Origin of the sequence: Variovorax sp. HJSM1_2 (genome assembly GCF_049316285.1) — a bacterium.
Lineage (GTDB): Bacteria > Pseudomonadota > Gammaproteobacteria > Burkholderiales > Burkholderiaceae_C > Rhodoferax_B.
Map to the genome: position 1 here is coordinate 37,543 of NZ_JBMOXA010000016.1, position 21,732 is coordinate 59,274.

At 63.8% G+C, this 21,732-nt stretch carries 9 protein-coding genes; 5 read left to right on the top strand and 4 right to left on the bottom strand.

Annotated features, from left to right (window positions below):
* Nucleotides 1-25: 25 nt before the first annotated feature.
* From ACFQ95_RS17295 to ACFQ95_RS17310, 4 genes are all read right to left on the bottom strand, one after another.
* Nucleotides 26-1,363, bottom strand: a complete 1,338-nt coding sequence (locus ACFQ95_RS17295) for an ATP-binding protein (RefSeq protein WP_422832927.1) — start codon at nt 1,361-1,363, stop codon at nt 26-28.
* Complete coding sequence (locus ACFQ95_RS17300; RefSeq protein WP_422832929.1) at nt 1,360-2,031, bottom strand: winged helix-turn-helix domain-containing protein; 672 nt, start codon at nt 2,029-2,031, stop codon at nt 1,360-1,362. Before ACFQ95_RS17300 ends, ACFQ95_RS17295 begins: the two co-directional genes overlap by 4 nt.
* A 101-nt stretch (nt 2,032-2,132) precedes the next feature.
* The gene (locus ACFQ95_RS17305; protein ID WP_422832931.1) at nt 2,133-2,765 is read right to left on the bottom strand and encodes a cytochrome b/b6 domain-containing protein; all 633 of its coding nucleotides are present in this window, start codon (nt 2,763-2,765) and stop codon (nt 2,133-2,135) included.
* Nucleotides 2,766-3,008: 243 nt separating this feature from the next.
* A complete protein-coding gene (locus ACFQ95_RS17310; RefSeq protein ID WP_422832933.1) occupies nt 3,009-3,404 on the bottom strand; it encodes a hypothetical protein in 396 nt (131 codons plus the stop codon).
* 248 nt (nt 3,405-3,652) lie between these two features.
* Between ACFQ95_RS17310 and ACFQ95_RS17315 the strand changes: the two genes are divergently transcribed.
* The 5 genes from ACFQ95_RS17315 (at nt 3,653) to ACFQ95_RS17335 (ending at nt 21,718) form a co-directional block, all read left to right on the top strand.
* A complete protein-coding gene (locus ACFQ95_RS17315) occupies nt 3,653-4,393 on the top strand; it encodes an STN domain-containing protein (RefSeq protein WP_422832935.1) in 741 nt (246 codons plus the stop codon).
* A 5-nt stretch (nt 4,394-4,398) separates the two neighbouring features.
* The gene (locus ACFQ95_RS17320; RefSeq protein WP_422832937.1) at nt 4,399-4,956 is read left to right on the top strand and encodes an RNA polymerase sigma factor; all 558 of its coding nucleotides are present in this window, start codon (nt 4,399-4,401) and stop codon (nt 4,954-4,956) included.
* Nucleotides 4,949-5,953, top strand: coding sequence for a FecR family protein (locus tag ACFQ95_RS17325; RefSeq protein WP_422832939.1), 1,005 nt, complete (start codon nt 4,949-4,951; stop codon nt 5,951-5,953). The genes ACFQ95_RS17320 and ACFQ95_RS17325 overlap by 8 nt, the downstream gene beginning before the upstream one ends.
* A 300-nt stretch (nt 5,954-6,253) precedes the next feature.
* The gene (locus tag ACFQ95_RS17330) at nt 6,254-19,855 is read left to right on the top strand and encodes a filamentous haemagglutinin family protein (RefSeq protein ID WP_422832941.1); all 13,602 of its coding nucleotides are present in this window, start codon (nt 6,254-6,256) and stop codon (nt 19,853-19,855) included.
* A 240-nt stretch (nt 19,856-20,095) separates the two neighbouring features.
* Nucleotides 20,096-21,718: a ShlB/FhaC/HecB family hemolysin secretion/activation protein gene (locus ACFQ95_RS17335; RefSeq protein WP_422832943.1), complete on the top strand. Its 1,623-nt coding sequence runs from the start codon at nt 20,096-20,098 to the stop codon at nt 21,716-21,718.
* Nucleotides 21,719-21,732 lie beyond the last annotated feature (14 nt).

The window sequence follows — 21,732 nt, forward strand, 5'->3', positions numbered from 1 at the left end:
CCGAAGATCTCCAAAGCGGCTGAAGTTAACTTCGAACATGAACGGCGAGTCCACCCAGTAGTGCGGAGCGCTCAATACTGATAGTCATGTGATGCGCTGCAGCGATACGCATGGCAATCGAGAACCCAAGTCCGCTGCCACTTCCCGAAGTTCCCAAGGGTCTGAAGAAGCGCTCACCCAACCGCGCCAGATCTGCAACTGGTAAACCGGGTCCGCTATCTTCAACACTCAAATGAATACCCGAGCTGTCACATGCAGTACGCACCTGGATGTGGGCGAGTGGAGGGCTATAGCGGATGGCGTTGTCGATGAGGTTGCGAATGAGCACGCCCAGAAGTGTCTCGTCACCGTGGACCAGGCACGCGGGCCCATCCTCGAGTGCCAGGGTCAGTCCCTTGTCTATCGCGCGTGGGGCCATATCAGCCATTTCGCGCTGCGCCACGGCGCGCAGGTCAACGGCTTTCTCCTCACGGTTCACATTGGCTTCCAGGCGCGACAGGGTCAAAAGTTGCTGAACCAAGCGCGTGGCACGGTCGCATCCATCGAGTGTGCCCTGCAGTGCACTGTGTCTAAGCTTCTCGTCAACCTCGTTCATGGCGACCTGTGCGTGCGCGCGTATGGCGGCAATAGGTGTGCGCAGCTCATGGGCTGCATCGGCCGTGAATCTGCGCTCAGAGTCGAGCAATCTTTCGATGCGCTGAAACAAGGAATTCAGCGCATCGATCAATGGAACCATTTCTGATGGCGCCCCGTCGACACGTACACGGTCCAACGTATCCGGGCGGCGCTCTACCAGCAAGCGCCCCAGGCTGCGCATGGGGCTCAACCCCTTATGCATGGCCCACCAGACGGCTAGAACCATGAAGGGCAGCGCGGCAATCAATGGCCATAGCGTGCTTCTGAGAACCGCCCAAAGAATGGCGTTGCGGGACTTGCCTTGCTCTCCCACATAAATTTTTATGCCCCGCTTGGAGTCATCTACTGCGAAAACACGCCACTCCGAATTGTCCAATACGACAGTCTGCAAACCGGCTTCTTCGCTGCCTCCTGCTACCAGAGCTGTGGCTGGAGCATTTGCAGAACGCAGCACCAAGCGACCGTCATGGAAGACTTGGATGGCGGTTTTGTAGGAATAGCGGTGAAGAGCGGGCATATCGACCTGCAGATCATTTCCTGGTCGATCATGCTGGTACTGTGCCGCAACAAATGCCGCCGCTTGTGCCAGGTGACTGTCAAGAATTTCTTCCACTTCGTGGCGCGCATCAAACCAAACAACGGCGGCGGTAGCGCTCCATACCGCCGCGAGCAGGCCCAGCACCAGCAGGGCCAAACGGCTCTGCAAAGAGTAACTGGCCCGGGTCATGGCGACCCGGAGGTCCGCATCAAGACGTAGCCAACACCTCGCACCGTTTGGATAAGAGTATTGCCCAACTTGCGCCGCAACCAGTGAACATGGACCTCGATGGCATTACTCTCCACTTCCTGGCCCCAACTGTAGAGTTTCTGCTCCAATTGTTCGCGCGAAAGAACCCGTCCAGTATTGAGCATAAGGGTATGCAAAAGGTCAAACTCCCTGGCGGAGAGCGTCACTTGCTCGCCCGCCTTGTGGACGGAGCGTGCGGCTGGATCCAGCACGATATCCTGAACTGCCAAGCATTCTTGAGGTTGGCCATGTGAGCGTCGAATCAGCGCACGCAGCCGGGCTGCAAGCTCGAGTATGTCTACCGGCTTGACGACATAGTCATCGGCTCCCAAGTCAAGGCCCCGCACACGGTCATTGACTTCATCCCTGGCGGTCAGGATGAGCACTGGGATTTTCACATCGGCTTTGCGAATGGATGCCAGGACCAACAACCCATCCTTTCCGGGCAAGCTCAAGTCCAGTACAACAGCCGCATAAGGACCTGTGACCAAGGCCTGTTCGGCGGCCTTGCCATCGAACACCCAATCAACAGCAAAACCACATTGTTGAAGTCCTGCTCGCAGCCCATCTCCAAGCAGGGTGTCATCTTCCGCGAGAAGAATTCGCATATTTAGGGGGTGACAGCAAAGTCTCAATTCGCGACGCTTGGCGTCTGTCGAACATCGGTTGCAGGTTTGTCGGAAAGAGAGGCTGATCAGTCTACGCGACTCTACTTGAGTACCCAGAATACAGCGACGGCAGCAACAATAAGCAGAGCGACACTGCGCCATGTTCTGTCGATGGCTTCGCTGGGTGCCCCCAACTTGGTTCCGGTGACCATGGCAAGCAAAAGATTCTCACCAGATCTCCAGCTGCTGAAGACAACACACACTATGTGCAAACCGACAAAAACAAGTGTTGTGTAAGCCGCACTCTCGTGGAATCGCGCAATCGAAGCCGACGACTGAGCGCTAAACACCATCCACCCGGTCGCCCCGAGCACAAGTACCAACAGCAAAAATGCAGGAACAATCATTGCGCTGAGTGGGCTGTAGCCGATGTAACGCTTGCCCCAGCCATGCTGCATTTGAACCATGTATCTTGCGATGGCTGCGGGGCCTTGGATCGATCCATAAAACCGGACATATCGGGTGCCTATAAACCCCCACACAATCCGAAAAATTGCCAGACCACACGTCGTGTAGCCAAGGGTGGCATGAACGGCCTCCCAATCATCCTGGTCTGCGGTCCAATACGCTCCAGCGAAGCAAACCGCCAAGAGCCAATGGCATACCCGCGTCGGCGCATCCCATACAAGCACTTTTGAAAAATACAGAGGTGTTGTTGCGGGGGGCGACTGCATCATCATCCTCAGGTTCTAGTCGAGTCTATTGGGTAGTGCTTATGGCATGGCCATTGTTGCACCGTGACCTTATCGAATTCTTAACAGCATGCCCCGGCCAGATGTACCGCTCAACCCTCAAAAGCGACTTCACGTTCGCAGGCAAAAAAGAAGAAAAAGCGACGACCAACCCGACCTGAGTCAGGACGGGTTGGATTCTGGCGACTCAACCGACGCCGCCCGTCAACCACGAAGCTCAACCATCTAGGGGCTGCTGGGTCTTGATGGCAGGATTGGTGTTGAAGGAGTGGTGCCTACAGGGCGCTGGGGATAGACCGAAGTGCCGAAGGTATTGCCCATGCGGTGGCCTGTGGCGGCGCGGTTAAAAACACCCAGCTGGTGGGTTGGGCGTTGTGTGATCGCGTCTGATGTGCGTTCGGCTGTGGAGGGTTTCGCTGCCGGTGGAGTCAGGCCGTGGTTGAGGCGCTGGTTCAGGCAAGCATAAGACGGCGCTGCGCGCACACCATCGACTTCGACATCGACGCAGCTTGGTGGGGGCTGTACCTCAGGGGCCGGTGTTTCCAACGCTTGGGTGGAAGTCGCCAGTACCAGCCAGATGCCGGGTATCGCGCGCAGGAGCTGGTGCGGGGGCAAAAGCATGGGGGCATGTTAGGCGCCAAACATGACGCCGGGGTGAAGGGTTGCAGCGGTAGGTGGTCAGCGCGCATGAAGGCTTGTATGCCAACGAAGAGGGCATCCACTTGCGTGTTTTTGTCATGGGCTGGTCATCTACCTGACCTAGCATCGCCTTTTTTCTGTGCCCTCGGGTGGCAGGCCAACTCGCCGTGGGCACCGAGCCAACGCCTGCTGCGTCTGTCTTCCGTCTGTTTTCATGATCCTCTCGAATTGTGCTTACCTTTGCTTTGGTCGGTCGCGTGGCGCTGGCTTGTGGCTTGGCGCTGCTGCCGTTCCGGGCGGTCGCCGCCACCGGAGCCGCGCATGCTGAAGTGCAGGCGCTGGTCTACTTCGAGTTGCCCGAGCAAACTCTGGACAAAGCACTGGCCGATTTCAGCCGGCGCACCGGGCATTCGGTTTTGGTGGACAGCGTTATGACGCGGAGCCGCACCACGCAGGCTTTGCGTGGTGACTTCGCGCCGCAAGACGCCCTGCGCCAATTGCTGATGGGCACAGGCCTGTCTGCGCGTTACACCGGACGTAATGCCTTTACCCTGGAGCCGGAATCGGCGACGACAAACCTCGCCGGGTCATCGGCGGCCAACGATGCTGAAACAGCGTCAGGGCCGCAGCTACCGCGCCTGGGTGGTATGAGCGAAGCTGCGGCGGTTGACTTTGCCGGGGCACTGCAGGCCGCACTCACCAGGGCCATGTGTGCTGCGCAGCCCGATACGGTGGGGCGTTACCGTGCCGCTGTACAGCTTTGGATAGACGGCGATGGCCGGGTGAGCAAGGTGCGCTTGTTGGCGAACACCGAGCTTGGCAGCCGCGACGCCCAGTTGGTTGCTCTGATCAACGGTTTGCGTGTGGGTGTCGCGCCGCCACCCGCGTTGGCGCAGCCGCTGACCATTCTCTTGACGCCTAGACCCGATCCTGCCGCTGTCTGCCGCGAAGCGTTGCGCAAAGGCGGTTGAAGACCATGCCCGAGGCCATAAAGTCCGCATTGCGCGCACTATTTTTTGCGCGCTACGACCAGTTCCGGCGGCATCTGCATAAGCGGCTGGGCTCGGAAGACTTGGCCAACGATGCCTTGCACGAGACCTATCTACGTATGGAGTCCATGACGGTGCCCAGCGCGATTCGCTTCCCGTCGGCCTACCTGTTTCGTGTCGCGCTCAATATTGCCGAGGACCAGCGTAAAAGCGCTGCCCGCCTTTTGAGCTTGCCAGACGTGGAAGCGCTTTATGAGATGGCCGACGAGCTGGCCGACCCCGCGCGCACCGCCGAAGCGCGTGGCGAAGTCCAAGCCCTGGAACGCGCCCTGGCCGAGTTGCCGCGTCGGCGCCGGGCGATTGTGGTGGCTGCGCGTATCGACGAGGTGCCGCACGCCGATATTGCGCGTCGGTTTGGCGTTTCCGAGCGCACCATAGAGAAAGAAATACGCGCGGGGCTCGAGCATTGCTGCGAGCGTTTGGGGCGGGATTTCATCCAACGCTTCGGTCCCGGCGCGGGAAAACAGTCTAAGTCTCATGATTGAAGCACACGACTCCATGGCCCGCCGGGCGCAAGCTATCCAGCGTGAAGCGCAAAGCTGGGTGGTGCGTCTGGCATCACAGCATGTCACGGCCGAGGATGGCCTGGCCTTCAAGCGCTGGTGCGCCGCCAGCACGGAACATGCGACGGCGTTTGTCCAGGTCCGAGCGGTCTGGAAGGAACTGGCAGTGGCCGCCGAGCGCGTCGAGCGCGCAGACCAGGCTGGTCGCGCGCGGTCCGCCGCGCCACGAGAGACATCACACCACGGCCGCCGCGCCTTTATCGGGGCTGCCTTGGCGGCCTCGGTCGGCTATTTGGTGGTGCGGCCACCGCTGGGGCTTTGGCCTGCGGTGACGGACCTCGCTGCAGACTTTCGCACCGGCACAGGTGAGCAGCGCGAATTGCTCATCGCCGAAGGCGTGGTGGTGCAAATGAATACGCGCACGCGTGTCGACGTGCGCAGCAAGTCTGGGCAGGCCAGCACGCTGGAACTGCTGGAAGGCGAAGCAGAAGTGCGCGCCGATGCCGGCGGTCGGTCGCGCTCGGTCTTGCTTGTGGCCGGCAATAGCGCCATCGTGGCCGATGGTGCTCGCTTCAATGTGCGTTACATCGGTGGCGAGGTATGTGTGACTTGCCTCGCCGGTCAGGTGGCGATTCGCCGCGGCGGCGCACAGACGACGATTGATGCCGGGCGGCAAGTCGTGTACGCCTCCTCCGGCCCCGGCGTGTCGCGTCTAGTGGATGCGGAGACGGTAAGCGCCTGGCGCCGACGTCAGTTGGTGTTTGATCAAACGCCCTTGGCCACGGTTGTGGCAGAAGTCAACCGTTACCGCCCCGGCAAGTTGATCCTGACCAATGCCGAGATCGGCCAGAAGCGGGTCCACGCCAGCCTCTCCATTGACCGCCTGGACGACGTAGTCGCGTTGATGCGCGACGTGTATCGGTTGGACGTGACACATTTGCCGGGCGGCATTGTGTTGCTGGGCAAGGCTGCGGCCTGAGACCGTGGGTTGCGGGTGGGCCGCAAGCCACACGCAGCATGCGCGGCACGGCTGCGCTGTGTGAAATTTTCATGACATGCTGCAGTCGCGTGTTGTTCGTTCTGTCATAGCTCCCATAGGCCATGACCAATCCGCGACCGGTGTGTCGGTTGATGCGGGGTGGGTCATGGCGCGGTCGAGCAATTGAATACGAACAGGTCATCCATGCAACGTCATACGGCAGTCAAGCGCAACAGGAACGCATTCACTCTCTTCTCTTCGGGTCGGCGACTCTCTCCCCGCCGCAATCGGTTGAGCCCGATGATGCGTGCGGTGGCGACCCTGCTCACGGCGGGTGCGGCCATAGGCGCCACGAATACGGCGCAAGCGCAACGCGCTTTCAGCCCGGCCTGGATGGCGCAGAAGAACCTGGTGCAGGATACCGCCATCACCACCGGACGCATGCCCAATGGCCAACTCGCCTCCACTGGTGTCAGCTCGCTGGCGCAGCAGCAACAGGCCAACGAAAAACTGCAACGCTCCATTGGCAACCTGAACCTGGCCGCGCGGGGCATTGCCGCGCAGCAGGCAGCGCAGGCGGCGGCACAAGCTGCAGCGCAGAACGCACCATCAGACGTGCCGGATGGTTTGGCCGAAGGCGGCCTGAAGATTGATACCAACAGCCTGACAGCAGGCTGGCTCAACGCCAAGGCGCCGACGCAAGGGGCAGTCGATGGTCGTACCCAAGTCACGATTGAACAAACCGGCTCCAACGCCATTCTCAATTGGGAGACCTTCAACGTCGGCAAGAAAACCACCGTTGAGTTCAAGCAGCAGGCGGACTGGGCGGTGCTCAACCGCGTCAACGACCCCAAGGCCCGTCCTAGCCAGATCCAGGGCCAGATCAAGGCCGATGGCACCGTCATGGTCGTCAACCGCAACGGCATCGTGTTCAGCGGCAGCAGCCAGGTCGACACGCGCAACCTCGTGGCCGCGGCCGTGGGCATGAGCGACGCCCAGTTCAAGAAGGGCCTGTACAGCGACGCGCAAGGCAATGCCAGCATTCCCACCTTCGCCAACGACCTGGCAAGCACCGCCAGCACCTTCAGCCATGGCGCGGCCACGGGTGATGTGGTGGTGGAGGCGGGCGCCAAGATCACGACCCGCAAGCCGACCAGCGTCACCGAAGGTGGTGGCTACGTGTTGCTGGCTGGGCGCCAAACACACAACCGGGGGCAGATCGAGACCCCGTCGGGGCAGACGGTGCTGGCGGCCGGTGATGCCTTCGTCATCAAGCGCGGCATGGCCACCGATGCCAACCAGAACGGCACCACCCGGGGCAACGAGGTCAGCCCGCTGCTGCTGGCCAACAGCGCCGCCGGCTTGGCCATTAACAACGGCCTGATCCTTGCTCCCACGGGTGACATCACGTTGACGGGCCGCGATGTGCGCCAGCAGGGCGTGGCGGTGGCCACCACCTCGGTGCACACCCGTGGCACCGTGCACCTGACCAATGCCACGGCCGATGCACAGGCCAGCATTACGCTGGGCCAAGGCAGTGTCACGGCCATCTTGCTCGACGATACCGCCGCCACTGCGCTAGACACCCAGCGCGACGCGCTGATCAAGGACTCGGACAAAGTCGGCGACGGCATCGCGCATCGGCGCGACCAGTCGCTGATCCTGATTGACAGCGCGGCGGGGAAGGTTGACTTCCTCGGCGACTCGCTGACACTGGCCACCGGCGGCCAGGTGTTTGTGAACGCCGCCCGGACGCGGCTGGCCGATCGCTCAAGCATCGATGTGTCCGGCGCAGTCGGGGTGCGTGTGGCGATGGAGGCCAACAACGTCAAGGTGAACGTTCAGGGCAACGAGCAGCGCGACGCCCCCGTCAACCGCGACGGCGACAAGTTGCGCAACAAGGACATCTGGGTCGACCGTCGTTACCTGGTGAAGGTGGCCGCAGGCACCAACGGTTATGAGACCGACCGCTGGTACACCGCTGGCGGCCTGCTGGAAGTTGGCGGTTACCTCGGCATCAATGGCCACAGCATTGGTGAATGGGCGGCGCAGGGTGGTACTGCCCAGTTCAGCGGCGGCAGCCTGGTGGCGCAGGCCGGCAGCCTGATCAATCTCGCCGGTGGCAGCCTGGATGTGCAGACGGGCTACGTCCAGCAGACCTTTTTGAAGGGCAATGACGGCAGGTTCTACAACGCCAACACCGCGCCCGGTGACCTGCTCTATACCGGGTTGTACCGCGGCTTCGAGACCGCGCATACCCGCTGGGGAGACGGCGCCAAAGAAAGTTTCTACAGCCCGTTGATCGCGCCACAGCGGCGCCTGGAGAACGGCTATACCGTGGGGCGAGACGCAGGACGTTTGATTGTTGCCACGCAAACGGCTTCGCTGGACGGCACGCTCGATGCCAACGCCTATCAGGGGCCACAGCAGACCCGTGGGCGCGATGCCGGGGTGGACGGCTACCAACAAGCGCAGACGGCGGTGGCGCAGCGCGGGCAACTGGTTTTGGGCAGCTACTTGCCGCTCTACGACAAAGAAACGGGCCAGTTGCGCTACGGCCCCGATGCCGTCGCGAAAGAAGTCTTCATCGGCGACAAGGCTGCGCATGGCGCCACGCCGGCCAACCACATTGCGCTCGATGCCGCTTGGCTGAACGCCCAGCAGCTCGGCAGCCTGGAGGTCTACGCGCAGGGCCGCGTCACGGTCAATGAAGCCATCGCCGTGGCCAACGGCGGCAGCATCGCGCTACATGCGAGCGACGTGAAGGTCGAGGCGGACCTCACCGCCCGCAGCGGCAACATCCGCTTGGGCAATATGGTGGTGATGCGCTCGTCGGGTGGCGATCCATGGCTGGAGCAGCCGGTGGGTCAGCGTACCTCGGCGGGCTACGAGCGCCAGGTCGCGATTGCTGAAGGCGTGACCCTCGATGCGCGCGGCCTCTGGAGCAATGCGCTGCTTGACGGTGGCATGGGCTTGCAGCCATTCATCGACGGCGGTAGCGTTGCGCTGCGCAGTTCGGGCAGCGTGCTGTTGTCGGCAAACAGCCTCATCGATGTGTCCTCGGGCGGCCTGATCAATGCCAAGGGCAAACTCACCGGCGGCAAGGGCGGCAACGTTACGCTGGCCACTGGGCTGTACCAAGAGTCGGGCGTGTTGGCATTGGACGGCACCATCCGTGGCTACGGTATCAAGGGCGGTGGTGCGCTCAACATTGAACACGGCACCTTGGTGAGCATAGGCGGCGACTTGCCACAGGCGATTGAACAGCTCGAAGCGGGTGAGGTGAGCGCGCTGCCGTTGCGCCTGGCGGAAGACGTGGTGTTGGTCGCCGGCGCGGTCATCCCCATGAGCTTTTCTGTCACGGTGAGCGTGGTCTTGGACGGTCAACCCATGCCGGTCACGATCAGGCCCAACATCACCTCGGCCAACCCGGTGACGCTGCAGGCACCGTGGTTGCTGCCGGTCACGGTGCAACTGGCCAACAACGGCCCCGTGGTTTATGCCGGCACCACGCTGCCGGCCGGCACCATGCTGGGCGCCATCACCGACCTGCCCAAGGGTTATGTATTGCCATTGGGTGTGTTTCCGTCTGGCCTTCCGATTGCGCCGCAGACTTTCAACTACGTGGCCGGCAATGTCACGCCCAGCGATCTGGTCGTGCCACGGGGTACACGTGTGCCGGCCGGCACCGCGTGGCAGCAAGACATCGCGGTGCAGTCATTCCTCTCGCTGACAAACGACACCTTCCGCTCCGGCTTCAAGAGCTACAGCGTCACCGGGCGCGACGGTGTGACGGTGCTCCCAGGCGCGCAACTCGACGTGGTCATGCCGCTGCTGCGCGTTGATCCTGCGGCCATGCGCTCGGTTGCCAGCGCGGGCGACCTGTCGCCCGCGCTGTCGGTGTGGCTGCCGCCGTTGCAGCAAGACGATCCGGCCGCTGGCAAGGTCTCGTTGCGCGGCGGCGCCGGCCTGGCCTTGTATGCCGGCGACTTCGTAGGCACTGGCAACTTCATGATGGGCACGGGTAGCCGCATCAACGTCGACCCGGGGCAGGCGATTGCTATCACGGGCAACGGTCAGGTGACGATTGACGGCTCGCTCGTCGCCCACGGCGGGCGCATCTCGGTGCTGACAGGCGATGCCGTGACGATCGGCACCACTGGTGCGCCCATTGGCTCGCCGAGCGGCACAGCCAATCTGCCGATGGGCACGCCGAACGCGCGCTCGTTCTGGATTGGCGAGCACGCAGTGCTCGACGCCTCGGGCCAGGCCTACACCGGCGTGGACGGGCAGGGCAATCGCTACGGCCAAGTCCTCAACGGCGGCACGATTGAAGTCGGCGGCAAGTACAACGCGACGGCGGTCACGCAGGGTGCGGTCAATGCCTTCGTTGTGGTGCGCCCAGGCGCGTTGCTGGATGTCTCGGGTGCACAGGCCGTGCTCGACCTGCCGGGCTTGGGCGGCACCGCGCTCGCCAGCCACGGCGGCGTGATCGGCCTGGGTTCGGGCAATGGCCTGTTCATTGATGGTGAACTGCGCGCGGCGGCCGGCGGCGCTGGCGCCATGGGCGGCATGTTGGCGCTGAACCTTGAAACGCCGTCCTACGGGACGGTGGACCGGATCTCGTTCAAGGGTGCGGGCGTGAGCGATGGGGTGCGCGTGCCGCGCGAGTTGGTGCTGGAGCAGGTGTACGGCGGCAGCGGTCTCGCCAGTGGCGTGCAGGTGGGCCAGCTGGATGAGAGCCTGGCCTACGGCAAGGCGCGCTACGGTGTTGACGCGATCCACGCGGGCGGCTTCGGCTCTGCCTTGCTGTCGGTCAACGGTCTGCTGAGCTTCGACGGCAACGTCGAACTGCTCCTGCCGCAAGCCCTCTACCTCACGGCCAGTAGCCTGGGCCTTTCAACCGCAGCACCGCGCGATAGCCAGGTCAACCTGGCCGCACCTTACCTGCGCCTGGCCGGGTCGACCGCGCGCCAGCTCGACAACACCATCATGCCAAACCCCGTGTTCGGCTCAAGAAACGTCAGTGCTATCGGTGGCACCCTGGGCACGCCACTGCTGGCGGCGGATTCCCATCTCACGCTGGCGGGCAGTCTGGTGGACATCGTGGGTGAAGTGGGCATGGGCGCGCGCGGCGAGATCATCCTGAACGCCGCCACGCCGCTGTCGGTGCTGCGCGACGCCTTCGGCCAACTGCGCATTGAAAGCAGCGGCGACCTGCGCCTGCGCAATGCGAAGTTTTATTCGCCCGGCGACACCACGCTGGCGGCCGCGCAGATCTACGGCAGTGGCACTGTGATCGTTGGCACCGTCAGCGACGTGACCCCCTGGGGAACGATCAGTCGTTCGTTCGATCCCGCGCGCGCGCTCACCATCGAGCGTGTGGGCAGCGAGCTACCACCTATGCCGTACGACGTGTTCGGTGCCATGATCTTCGGTGCGGCCACGGTCAACCAAGCTGGCGTGTTGCGTGCGCCGCTGGGGAGCATCACGCTGGGGGCGGCTGACGGCGATGGCTACACCGGCGCGGTGAATCTGTTGCCTGGCAGCATTACTTCGGTCAGCGCCAACGGTCTGGTCATGCCCTACGGCGGCACGGTCGACGGGCTGATCTACAACTACAACGGCGTTGATGTGGTCTACCAAGGTATGGGCTCGGAGCCCAAGGTCGAGTTGAAAACCCACGCGGCGAATGTGCAGGACGGCGCACTCATAGACCTGTCAGGCGGTGGCACGCTCACCGGTGCTGCATTCTTGCAAGGCCGTGGCGGCTCCACCGATGCGCGGCTGAATCCGCTGGTGCAAATGAATGCGCAGGGCGGTGGCTTTACGCTGCCAGGGTTGTCCACCAATCCGGTCTATGCCATTGTGCCGGGCGTGCAGGCCAGCGCCGCTCCGCTGGGGGCTGAGAAGGGCGCTGGCGACCCTGCGGTCGGCCGCCAGGTCACCATAGGCCAGGGCGTTCCGGGCCTGCCCGCGGGCACCTATACACTGCTGCCTTCTAGTTACGCGCTTCTGCCTGGCGCGTTCCGAGTCGAGATCAACGGGCTGGCCAGCCAGCGCGCGGCTTTTGGCACCACCGCTGCGATGCGCAACGGCTCGTACAGCACGGCTGCGCGCTTGGGCATTGCCAACACCGGCATGGTCGACGCGTTGTCGACCCAGGTCATCGTGACGCCAGCCGACATACTGCGCAGCTACTCCAAATACAACGAGACGAGCTACGCTGATTTTGCGTTGCAGCAGGCCGTGCGTGAAGGCGTGCCGCGGCCGCTGCTTGAGCGCGACGGCAAGGCGCTGAGCCTGGCGCTCAGTTCACCCGGTTCGGTGGGCTCTTTCGGCTTGCCGCAGCTCACCATTGCGGACCGCACGGTCCTGGTGAAGCCTGCCGAAAACGGCCACGGCAGCGTGACGCGCCTGTGGAACGCGAGCAACTACGAATTGCTGGCCGATGGTGATGCGCCCACGGCAGGCTTCAACGGCGTTTCGGTGCAGGCCAGCCAGCTCAACGCCACGGGGGCCTCGCGTCTCGAAATCGGCGGCCAGTTGCGCAGCACCTACACCGACCCCAACACGGGTTCTCTCAAGAACGCCAACATCATCACCTTCAGCGGTGCCAGTGGCAGCAACAGCATCATGCTGCGCGAAGGGGCGGTGCTGAGGGCCGCCGATGTATTCTTGATGACCGGCCGCACGGACGGCAGCATCACTGTCGAACAGGGCGCCAGCATCAACACGCTGGGCCGTGGCGCCTCGTCGTACGAAGCCATGCAGGGCTACATCTACAACCCTGGCCGCACGTCGGTGCTGGCATTGTCCAACGGTCAACTCGACCTGCTGGCGCCCACCGCGCCCAGCGCCAGCGATCCATCGGTTGGGGCCGGTGCGATCCAGATCGGCGTCTGCGCAGCCAGTAGCACCTGTGCATCCGACACGCGCCTGTACTCAGAAGGCACCATTGCCACCGCCACCGACAACCGCTTCTTGCTGGGCGACGCCGTGCGCTACGGCACGCGCAGTCTGTCACTGGCACTGGGGGGCGTCAACTTCGGCAGCAATGAATCGCTGGCGGCAGCCTCGGCGCGCGGTGCGCTGCCTGCGGGCATGACGCTCAACCAGAACCTGGTCGATCGCCTGCTGCTGGGCGACACCAGCACCGGTGCACCGGCACTGGAGGCGTTGTCGTTCACGGTGCGCGATTCGGTTAATTTCTTTGGTGACGTGACCTTCTCCACGTACAACGCCAACGGCAAGTCGGCGTTGCAGCGCCTGGTGCTGGGCACGCCCGCAATCTACGGTTATGGCGACGCTGACGACGTGGCGCGCATCCACACCGACACCTTGGTCTGGACCGGCGCGCTGACTCCCGCCGGCAATGTGGTCGCCAACGGCCCGGGCACCGGTGCCGGACAGTTGGTGGTGGATGCACGTGAGATCGTCTTCGGCTACGGCCCGCGTACCCAGGCCGACACGGTGCGCGACCAGAACCGCGTGGCGCTGGGTTTTGGCAACGTGCACCTCAACGCCTCGGAGCGCGTCACGGCTACGCACCAGGGCAGCTTGTCGGTCTACGAGGCACAAGGTGCATGGAATGCCGACGCCAAGGCGTTCGACTACACGGGCGGCAAGCTCTTCATCAACACGCCGCTTTTGACCGGCACAGCCGGCTCGGTCAACAGCATCACGGCGGGCGGCGACATCCGCGTCGGTGGCATCACTACCGCAGCCGCCGCAAGCCAAACCACACCCGCCAGCGCGCTGGGCGCCGAGATCAAACTTGACAGCCGTGGCGGCAACCTGGTGCTCGATACCGCCGTGCTGCTGCCCAGCGGCAAGCTCTCGCTCGCAGCGCAGGGCGACGTGACTTTGGCCGATGGCGCCAAGCTTGACCTCGCGGGTAGCAAGATCGACTTCTACGACGTCAGCAAATACAGCTGGGGCGGTGATGTGTCGCTGGACAGCCGCACGGGCAACGTGCAGCAGTCCGCCGCGTCGCGCATCGACGTGTCGGCGCGGTACAACCGCGCGGGCAAGATCGGTGTTTTCGCGGAGCAGGGCGATGTCTCGCTCCTGGGGCAGTTGATAGGCAGCAGCAGCGGTCACTACGACGCTGGTGGTACCGACGTGCCTTTCCTGGCAGGCAGCATTGACCTGCGTGGGCGCAGCATTGCCGACTTTGCCGGGCTGAACCGGCGGCTCACCACGGGCGGCGTCACCGGAGCGCGCAGCTTCCACCTGGGGCAGGGCGACCTGGCCATTGGTGCCGAAGTCAAGGCGCACGAGGTCAATGTGTCTGTGGACAACGGCCATCTCAGCGTCAATGGCCGCATAGACGCCAGCGGCGAGCAGGCCGGCAGCATACGCCTGGCGGGCAAGAACGGTGTGACGATTGCCGGCTCGGCCATGTTGGACGCCAGCGCCAGCGTGCTGCGCCGCGACAGCTACGGCCAGGCGATCGAGGCACCCAACCGCGCCGTGATCGAGATCGACTCGGGCACGGGCCTGTTGGCCATTGGCAGTGGCGCACGTATGGACTTGCGCGTGGCTGGCGCCAGTGTGAACTACGGCACCGTGACGCTCAACGCGCCACGCGTGGGCAGCAACGACGTGGCCATAGACGCGGCTGGCACCGTCGCCATCGACGGCGCCAAGTCCATCCACGTCAACGCCTTCATCACCGACAACACGGCCACGCTGGGCAGCGATACCTCGGCCGACGGCAAGAGCTACCAGCAGCTGGATCAGGCCTACCTCGACCGTCTGCATGGCGAGAGCAACACCTTCATCAATGCCGCGCTGGCCAACGGCGCGCTCATGAACGGCAAGCTCGCCGGCCTGCGCACGTACACCAACCAGTTCCACCTGCGCCCCGGCGTGGAGGTGGTGGCCGACCTGGCGCTCAACCCCGATGGCAACCTGCATGTGGATGGCGACATTGACCTCTCGGGCCAGCGTTATGCCAGCGTCAACCCGACGGCGCAGAAGAACAACCTGGTCTACGGCTCCGGCGAAGCGGGCGCACTGGTGCTGCGCGCGCAGGGCGACCTCGAAGTTTTTGGCAGCATCAGCGACGGCTTTGACGGCAGCCGACTGAAGAACTCGTTCATGGCAGATGGTCAGTTGGGCCCCTCGTTCGACAGCACCGGCTGGGTGCTGACCCGGGGGCGTCAGCTTTGGGGCTCAGACGTGGTGGTGCCGCACGGTGGCATGGTCACGCTGCAACCGGGCACGATCTTCAATTCTGGTCGTGTGTTGAATTACGACTTGCCTATCCAGCCCATGCTCATGGCGCCGCAGACCGTGCTGCCGGTGCCGGGGACGCTCGCGCAAGACTTGGTGATGGCTGCTGGCACGGTGCTGGGGGCCAACGTACGCGCCGCCGATGGCTCGCTGCTGATGGCGGCCGGTAGCGTGTTGGCCGATGTCGTTACGTTGCCGACCGGCACCCGGCTTGACGCGGGCTTCCGCCTGCCTGCGGCCGCGCGCATGGCCGCCATGAGCTGGCCGGCCGGTGTGGCGCTGCCTTCGCCGCCCACCGGTAATGCGGTGGTGTTGTCTGCGGCCCTGACGCTGGCCAAGGGCGCGCTGATCCCTAGCGATACCAATGTGGTGTTGCCTGGCGGCGTGGCCGAGGTGGATTTACGTCCGCGCGATGCCGATGGCAGCCAGGGCCGCATCTGGGCCGTGGCGCCCATGCTGCCAGGCGGTTCGCAGTCGTGGGATCTCTCGCTCGTGGCGGGCGCCGATACATCGGCAGCCGACCGGCTCACGACCCTGCGCAACTCACATGCGAGCCTGCGCTTCTCGGATGCCCACTACGGTCGGGCCGGTTTGGTGGAGGCCGTACCAGGCACGGGTTCGCCCGCCACCTACAAGTGGGGCGACTTGGCGTTGTTCGAACAGTTGGTGAGAGATTTCTACGGCGACTATGTGATGAGCTTCGTTCCGGTCGCGGGGCAGGCCATCACGGCCGACCAGGTTGCCGAGGTGCAGGCCTTGCTGTTCGTGTCCGACGTGGGCGAACTCAACGGCTACGGTTACGGCGATCTGGCCGCCACCGACCAGCCTGCGGTACCGCCCGACATGGCGTTCACCCCTAAGGCGGGAGTGCGCGAGCAACTTTCCAGCGTTGTGCGCACTGGCACCGGCGACCTGCGGCTGGTCTCCGCCGGCAACATCGGCACGACCTCGCTGTATGGCATCTACACGGCCGGCACGCAATCTGCTGCGCTGCCCACGGTGAACGGTGTCGATCGTTATAACCTGCCGCGCAGCACGATTGATGGAGCGGTGCTAGGGGATGCGGGCACGCGCTTCGAGCCACTGGTGAATGGCGACGCCGACAGCCTCTATGCGGCCTGGTACCCCGAAGCGGGCGGCAACCTGCTGCTGCGCGCGGGTGGCAATATCAGTGGTGACAGCCTGATAGGCGGCACCTCAACGCTGCGCTTCGAGCAAGGCGATATTCTGGCCACTGGCCTGATGACACCGACCTCGTCGGTGGGCAACTGGCTGTGGCGCCAGGGCACGGGTAGTGTGCAGACTGGGGCGGACGGCGTGCCCACGGCCTGGTGGATCAACTTCGGCACCTATGTGCACGCGCCGGAAGCTGCCGGTTACTACGGCGTCTTCGACAGCATGCCGCGCCTGGTGGGCTTTACCGGCTATGGCACGCTGGGCGGCGGCAACCTGGTGCTGGAAGCCGGTGGCAATGCTGGCATGCTGCAAGCGAAGGGTGACCACGGCGGTGCCTACTTGCTGCGCAGCACCGGCCTGAACCTGGCCGTGGCCAGCAGCGGACGCGTGGCGCCCGACGGTCGACTGGTGCTCACCGGTGGCGGTGACCTGGACATTCGTATCGGTGGTGGCCTTAACAATGATCCGTCGCTGAATGCCTTCACCGGTAGCAACTCCGATCCCGTGGCCAACAGCCTGCCGCTGGGCAACCTGCACCAACTCGCGCTCAATGGCAGCATCACCAGCTTGCGTGGCGCACTGCGCTTGGAGGCCGGCGACGTGGGCACCGTGGCCTTGCGTTTTGGCGCGCAGGACCCGAAGGACTCGCGCCCGAACAACATCTTCAACGCCACCTCGGCAACGTCTTCGGGCGGGCCGGTGCTGCTGCTGGGCGACTCGGCGGCGCGCATAGACGCACGCGGCGACCTCGTGCTTGGCACGGCTGCCGATCCGGGACGAACGCCCCAGGTGAGCGGCGGCACGCCCTTCACCGCCAATGGCACGGCCTACGGCAATGGCGGTTACAGCTGGTTCTCGCTGTGGACGCCGTCTACCGCAATCGACCTGCTGGCCGCGGGTGGCAGCCTCACGCCTACGCTCAATCCGGTGGACCGTGGCGCGGGCTCCGACGCGTCATCGACCGACATGCATGCGCTTTACCCCTCGGTGTTCCGTGCTGCGGCGGCCAGCGGCAGTGTGTTCTACGGCAATTCGGCCAGCACGGTGCTGGGCGTCACGTTGGCGCCGTCGCCGGTGAGCAGCCAGTTTGCGGTGAGCGGCACCGGCCAGCTTGAGCTGCTGGCGGCGGGTTCGCTCTACGCAGCGGGGTCGAATTTCTCGACCTCAGGCGCCGACCCGACGCAAATGGTCAGCCCGTTCAACCCCGGCTTCGTTGGCTTTGGTGACCCGCTCTGGTATGGCCGTCAGTTTCTCCATAACGTGAGCCTGGACGCGGTGGCGCCGACCATCTTGTTCAACCCGGCCGCAGGCAACAGCAACTATGCGACGGGTGGCTACACGCTGTTCCCGTTCGTGGCGCCCACGGCCTCGGCTTATGTCCATGTGGGACAACAGCCCGCACGATACTATGCCGTGGACGGCGATATCGTGGGGCTGCGCACCGGCTCCATGGTGTACCGCGCCAGCATCACCGGCGTGGCGGGCTCGTTTGGCACCTGGTACGACGGTGGCGGTGCGGTGGCGATCCGCGCCGGCCGCGACATCACCGATTCGGGTACGTCGCTGGGCAGCTACAACAATTGGAGTATGGGGCCGGGCGCAGCCGGCTGGACCACGGTGGAAAGCCGTGCCGACCTGTCGGCACCACACAAGCCTACGACGTTTGCCGGCAGCACGATGCGTGGCAACCTGATCGTGCACACCAGCGCTGACGACGTGTCCCTGGTGCAGGCCGGACGTGACATACGCAACAGCAGCTTCTACATTGCGGGCCCGGGCCTGCTGGACATCTCTGCCGGACGCGACCTGTACCTGGCCGACAAGGGTGAGTTGCGCAGCCTTGGCCCGGTGGCGAATGTGGTGCCGGGCGACCGCAGCAGTGGCGCAGGCATTGCCGTGGCTGCAGGCATGGGTGTGCAGGGGGCGGCGTGGTCTGCCTTTGCGGATCGTTACCTGGACGCCAGCAACTTGGCGGTCACCGGTAAGCCGCTGGCCGACCAGCCAGGCAAGGTGGTGCGCAGCTACGGTGGCAGTATCACGCTGTCGCAGTGGCTGGCCAGCGAGTTTGGCTATACCGGTGACGAAGGCGGTGCCGAAGCCTTCCTGGTGCAGCAGCAAGCGGTGTTGGACCAGACACGCCAGCAGGCATTAGCCAGCGGCGGCACCGCCAGCAACCGCGATCTGGCACGCGAGTACAAGCTCGAAAGCCAGTTGCACCTGGTCAACTGGCTGATGCAACGCTTTGGCGGCGCCAATGGTCGTGGCCTGCATTTCGATGCGGCGACCATGGACGCGCGCGCCTTTTTTGATGCGCTGCCGCCCGAGCAGCAGAGCGCCTTCCTGCGCAACGTCTACTACGCCGAACTCCGTGCCGCGGGCCGTGAGTACAACGACGTGAACGGCCCGCGCCAGGGCAGCTACCTGCGCGGCCGCGAAGCCATTGCCACACTGCTGCCTTCAAAGGACGCGAAGGGCCGGGACATCGTGTACGACGGTGACCTGACGATGTTCAGCAGCGCGCTGTATTACCCGCAATACGTGACCGAAGACCTGCCCAGCCGTCGGCCTAAGCCTGGCGTGAACTATGTGCGCGAAGACGAATGGCTGGCCATGGGTAGCCCCGGCTACAACGTGCCCTTCTACAAGGTGAACGACGGCGGCATCCACACCGACTTTGGTGGTGACATCAGCCTGATGGTGCCAGGCGGACGCACGCTGGTGGGCGTGGACGGCGGCTTCTCGCCAGGCGCGGGTTCCGGTGTGCTGACACAAGGCGAGGGCGACATCAACATCTTCTCGCTGAGCGACATTCTCTTGGGGCAGAGCCGGATCTTCACGACGTTTGGCGGCAACATCCTGGGCTGGTCAGCCGAAGGCGACATCAACGCGGGCCGTGGCGCCAAGACGACGGTGGTCAGCACGCCGCAACGGCGCGTGTACGACAGCATGGGCAACGTGGCCTTGTCCCCCAGTACCCCGAATACGGGCGCAGGCATTGCCACGCTCAACCCGATTCCTGAAGTACCACCGGGCGACATCGACCTGATCGCCCCGCTGGGCACCATCGATGCGGGTGAAGCGGGGATCCGTGTGTCGGGCAACGTCAACCTCGCGGCATTGCATGTGGTGAATGCGGAAAACATCCAGGTGCAGGGCAAGGCGGTGGGCATTCCGGTGGTGGCAGCTGTGAACGTCGGCGCCTTGAGCAACGCCAGTGCAGCGGCTTCGCAAGCAGCGGTGGCGGCGCAGGACGTGATGCAGCGTGAGCGGTCAGCCGCTCGCCAGGCACAGCCTTCAGTGTTCACGGTACGGGTGTTGGGCTATGGCAGTGATGCCCCGGCTGCGCCACCGGTCCCCGCGCCGGCCAAGTCGCAGCAGCTGAGTTACGACTACAACGGTGTGGTGCAGGTGTTGGGGGCGGGCGTGTTGAGCGCGGCCCAGCAGCAGGCTTTGACCCCCGGCGAGCGCCAGGGCCTGGTTCGCTGAAGTTCCGCAGCCGCAACGGGTGTGGCATGGGCGTGCAGCCGATTTAGGCTGCGCGCCCTTCTTCTTTCTCGGTCCGCGCCTTTTTTAAGAAGTTTTTGTGACAAACGACAGTCGTTGTACGCCAGCGCCGTCTATGTAGTTGTACGCAACGGCGACATGAAGAAATCCCATCATGTTTGTTTTCGGCAGCACTCTGAACGATTGAGTCGCGCGCATCACTTTTGAGATCGAGTTGGACAAATGCATGAACTGAAAGAGAGCCGGCCATGGGCGCGCTGGACGGCTGTGGGCCTGGCCATGCTGGCCCTGGCCGCGCAAGCCACCGCACAGACGGCGACGCAGACGCAGACGCAAGATGCTCCCGAAGACACGCGCAAGGTGGACGTCGTCGAATACATCGTGCGCGGCAACACGGTGCTGGGCGTGCGCGATATCGAGAAAGCCGTCACGCCTTTCCTGGGGCCAGAGCGCACGATGAAAGACATCGAAGGCGCGCGTGATGCACTTCTCGCCGCCTACCAGGCCAAGGGTTATCAATCGGTCTATGTGGATTTGCCGGAGCAGCAAGTCACCGAAGGGCTGGTGTTCTTGCAGGTGAGCGAGACGCGTGTGGGCCGTGTGCGGGTGGTGGGGGCCGAGTACATCTCGCCGCTGGAGGTGCGCGACCAGGTACCCGCGTTGAAGGAGGGCCAGGTGCTTGACTTCAACCAGGCGCAAGTGGAGCTGACGGCACTCAACAGCACGCCCAAGCGCCAGGTGATGCCACTGGTCAAACAAGGGGCGTTGCCCGGCACCATGGATGTTGACCTCAAGGTACAGGACGAAAGCCCGTGGCGCGGTAGCCTGGGCCTGAACAACGATTACAGCGCCGACACACGTGAGCTGCGGGCCACCGCCGCCATAGGACACGACAACCTCTGGCAGTTGGGGCACAGCGCCTCCATCAGTTTCTACGGCGCGCCGCAGGACCTGAGCCAGACGCAGGTGATCACCGCCGCCTACACGGCGCCTATCCACGGCAGCAACTGGTCGATTGACGCCAGCGCCTACAAGTCAGACAGCAATGTGGCCACAGTGGGCGGCACCAACGTGCTGGGCAAGGGCCATGCCTTTGGCTTGAAGGCCACCTACACCGTGCCTAGTGCAGGCAGTTGGCTGCATACCTTCAGCGCTGGGCTGGAGTTGAAGAACGTGAACGAAGCCTTGCGCATGGCTGATGCCGGCGACACGGTGCCGTTGAAATACGCCCCCATCACGCTGGGCTACAACGGCTTCGTGCAGGGCGAGCGCAGCCAGGTGGGCCTGGGGCTATCGATGGTGCTGGGCACGAGCAGCTTCTTCAACTACGGCAGCGACTGGCAACAGTTCGACTACAAGCGCTACAAAGCCACGCCTAGCTTCATGGTGCTCAAGGGCGACATAAACGGCAGCTACACCTTGCCTGGCGACTCGCAACTGGGCTTTCGCCTGGCGGGCCAGATCACCGATTCGCCCCTGGTCTCCAGCGAGCAGATCGCCGCCGGTGGCATGAACTCTGTGCGCGGCTATCTGTCGGCCGAGAGCACTGGCGACTACGGCCTGGTGGGTTCGATCGAGTGGCGTACGAAACCATTGGACTGGTTCGGTTCGTGGGCCGAGAACTGGCGCCTCTACACCTTTGCCGATGCAGGTCGGGTACGACTCAAGGACCCGCTACCCGAACAACAGGATGGCTTCACGTTGGCATCGGTGGGCTTGGGCACCAGCCTGCGCATCAGTTCCCTGGTCAATGGCCGCATCGATGTGGGTTACCCGCTCAAGGCGGGCGCACGCACCGAGCGCCACGACACCCGCATCAACTTCAGTTTGACGGCGAATTACTGACCGTTGAATCGACC

Coding starts and splice junctions, on each gene's coding strand:
- ACFQ95_RS17295 (WP_422832927.1), bottom strand. CDS start 1,363: ATGACCCGGGCCAGTTACTCTTTGCAGAGCCGTTTGGCCCTGCTGGTG.
- ACFQ95_RS17325 (WP_422832939.1), top strand. CDS start 4,949: ATGATTGAAGCACACGACTCCATGGCCCGCCGGGCGCAAGCTATCCAG.
- ACFQ95_RS17335 (WP_422832943.1), top strand. CDS start 20,096: ATGCATGAACTGAAAGAGAGCCGGCCATGGGCGCGCTGGACGGCTGTG.
- ACFQ95_RS17300 (WP_422832929.1), bottom strand. CDS start 2,031: ATGCGAATTCTTCTCGCGGAAGATGACACCCTGCTTGGAGATGGGCTG.
- ACFQ95_RS17310 (WP_422832933.1), bottom strand. CDS start 3,404: ATGCTTTTGCCCCCGCACCAGCTCCTGCGCGCGATACCCGGCATCTGG.
- ACFQ95_RS17330 (WP_422832941.1), top strand. CDS start 6,254: ATGATGCGTGCGGTGGCGACCCTGCTCACGGCGGGTGCGGCCATAGGC.
- ACFQ95_RS17320 (WP_422832937.1), top strand. CDS start 4,399: ATGCCCGAGGCCATAAAGTCCGCATTGCGCGCACTATTTTTTGCGCGC.
- ACFQ95_RS17305 (WP_422832931.1), bottom strand. CDS start 2,765: ATGCAGTCGCCCCCCGCAACAACACCTCTGTATTTTTCAAAAGTGCTT.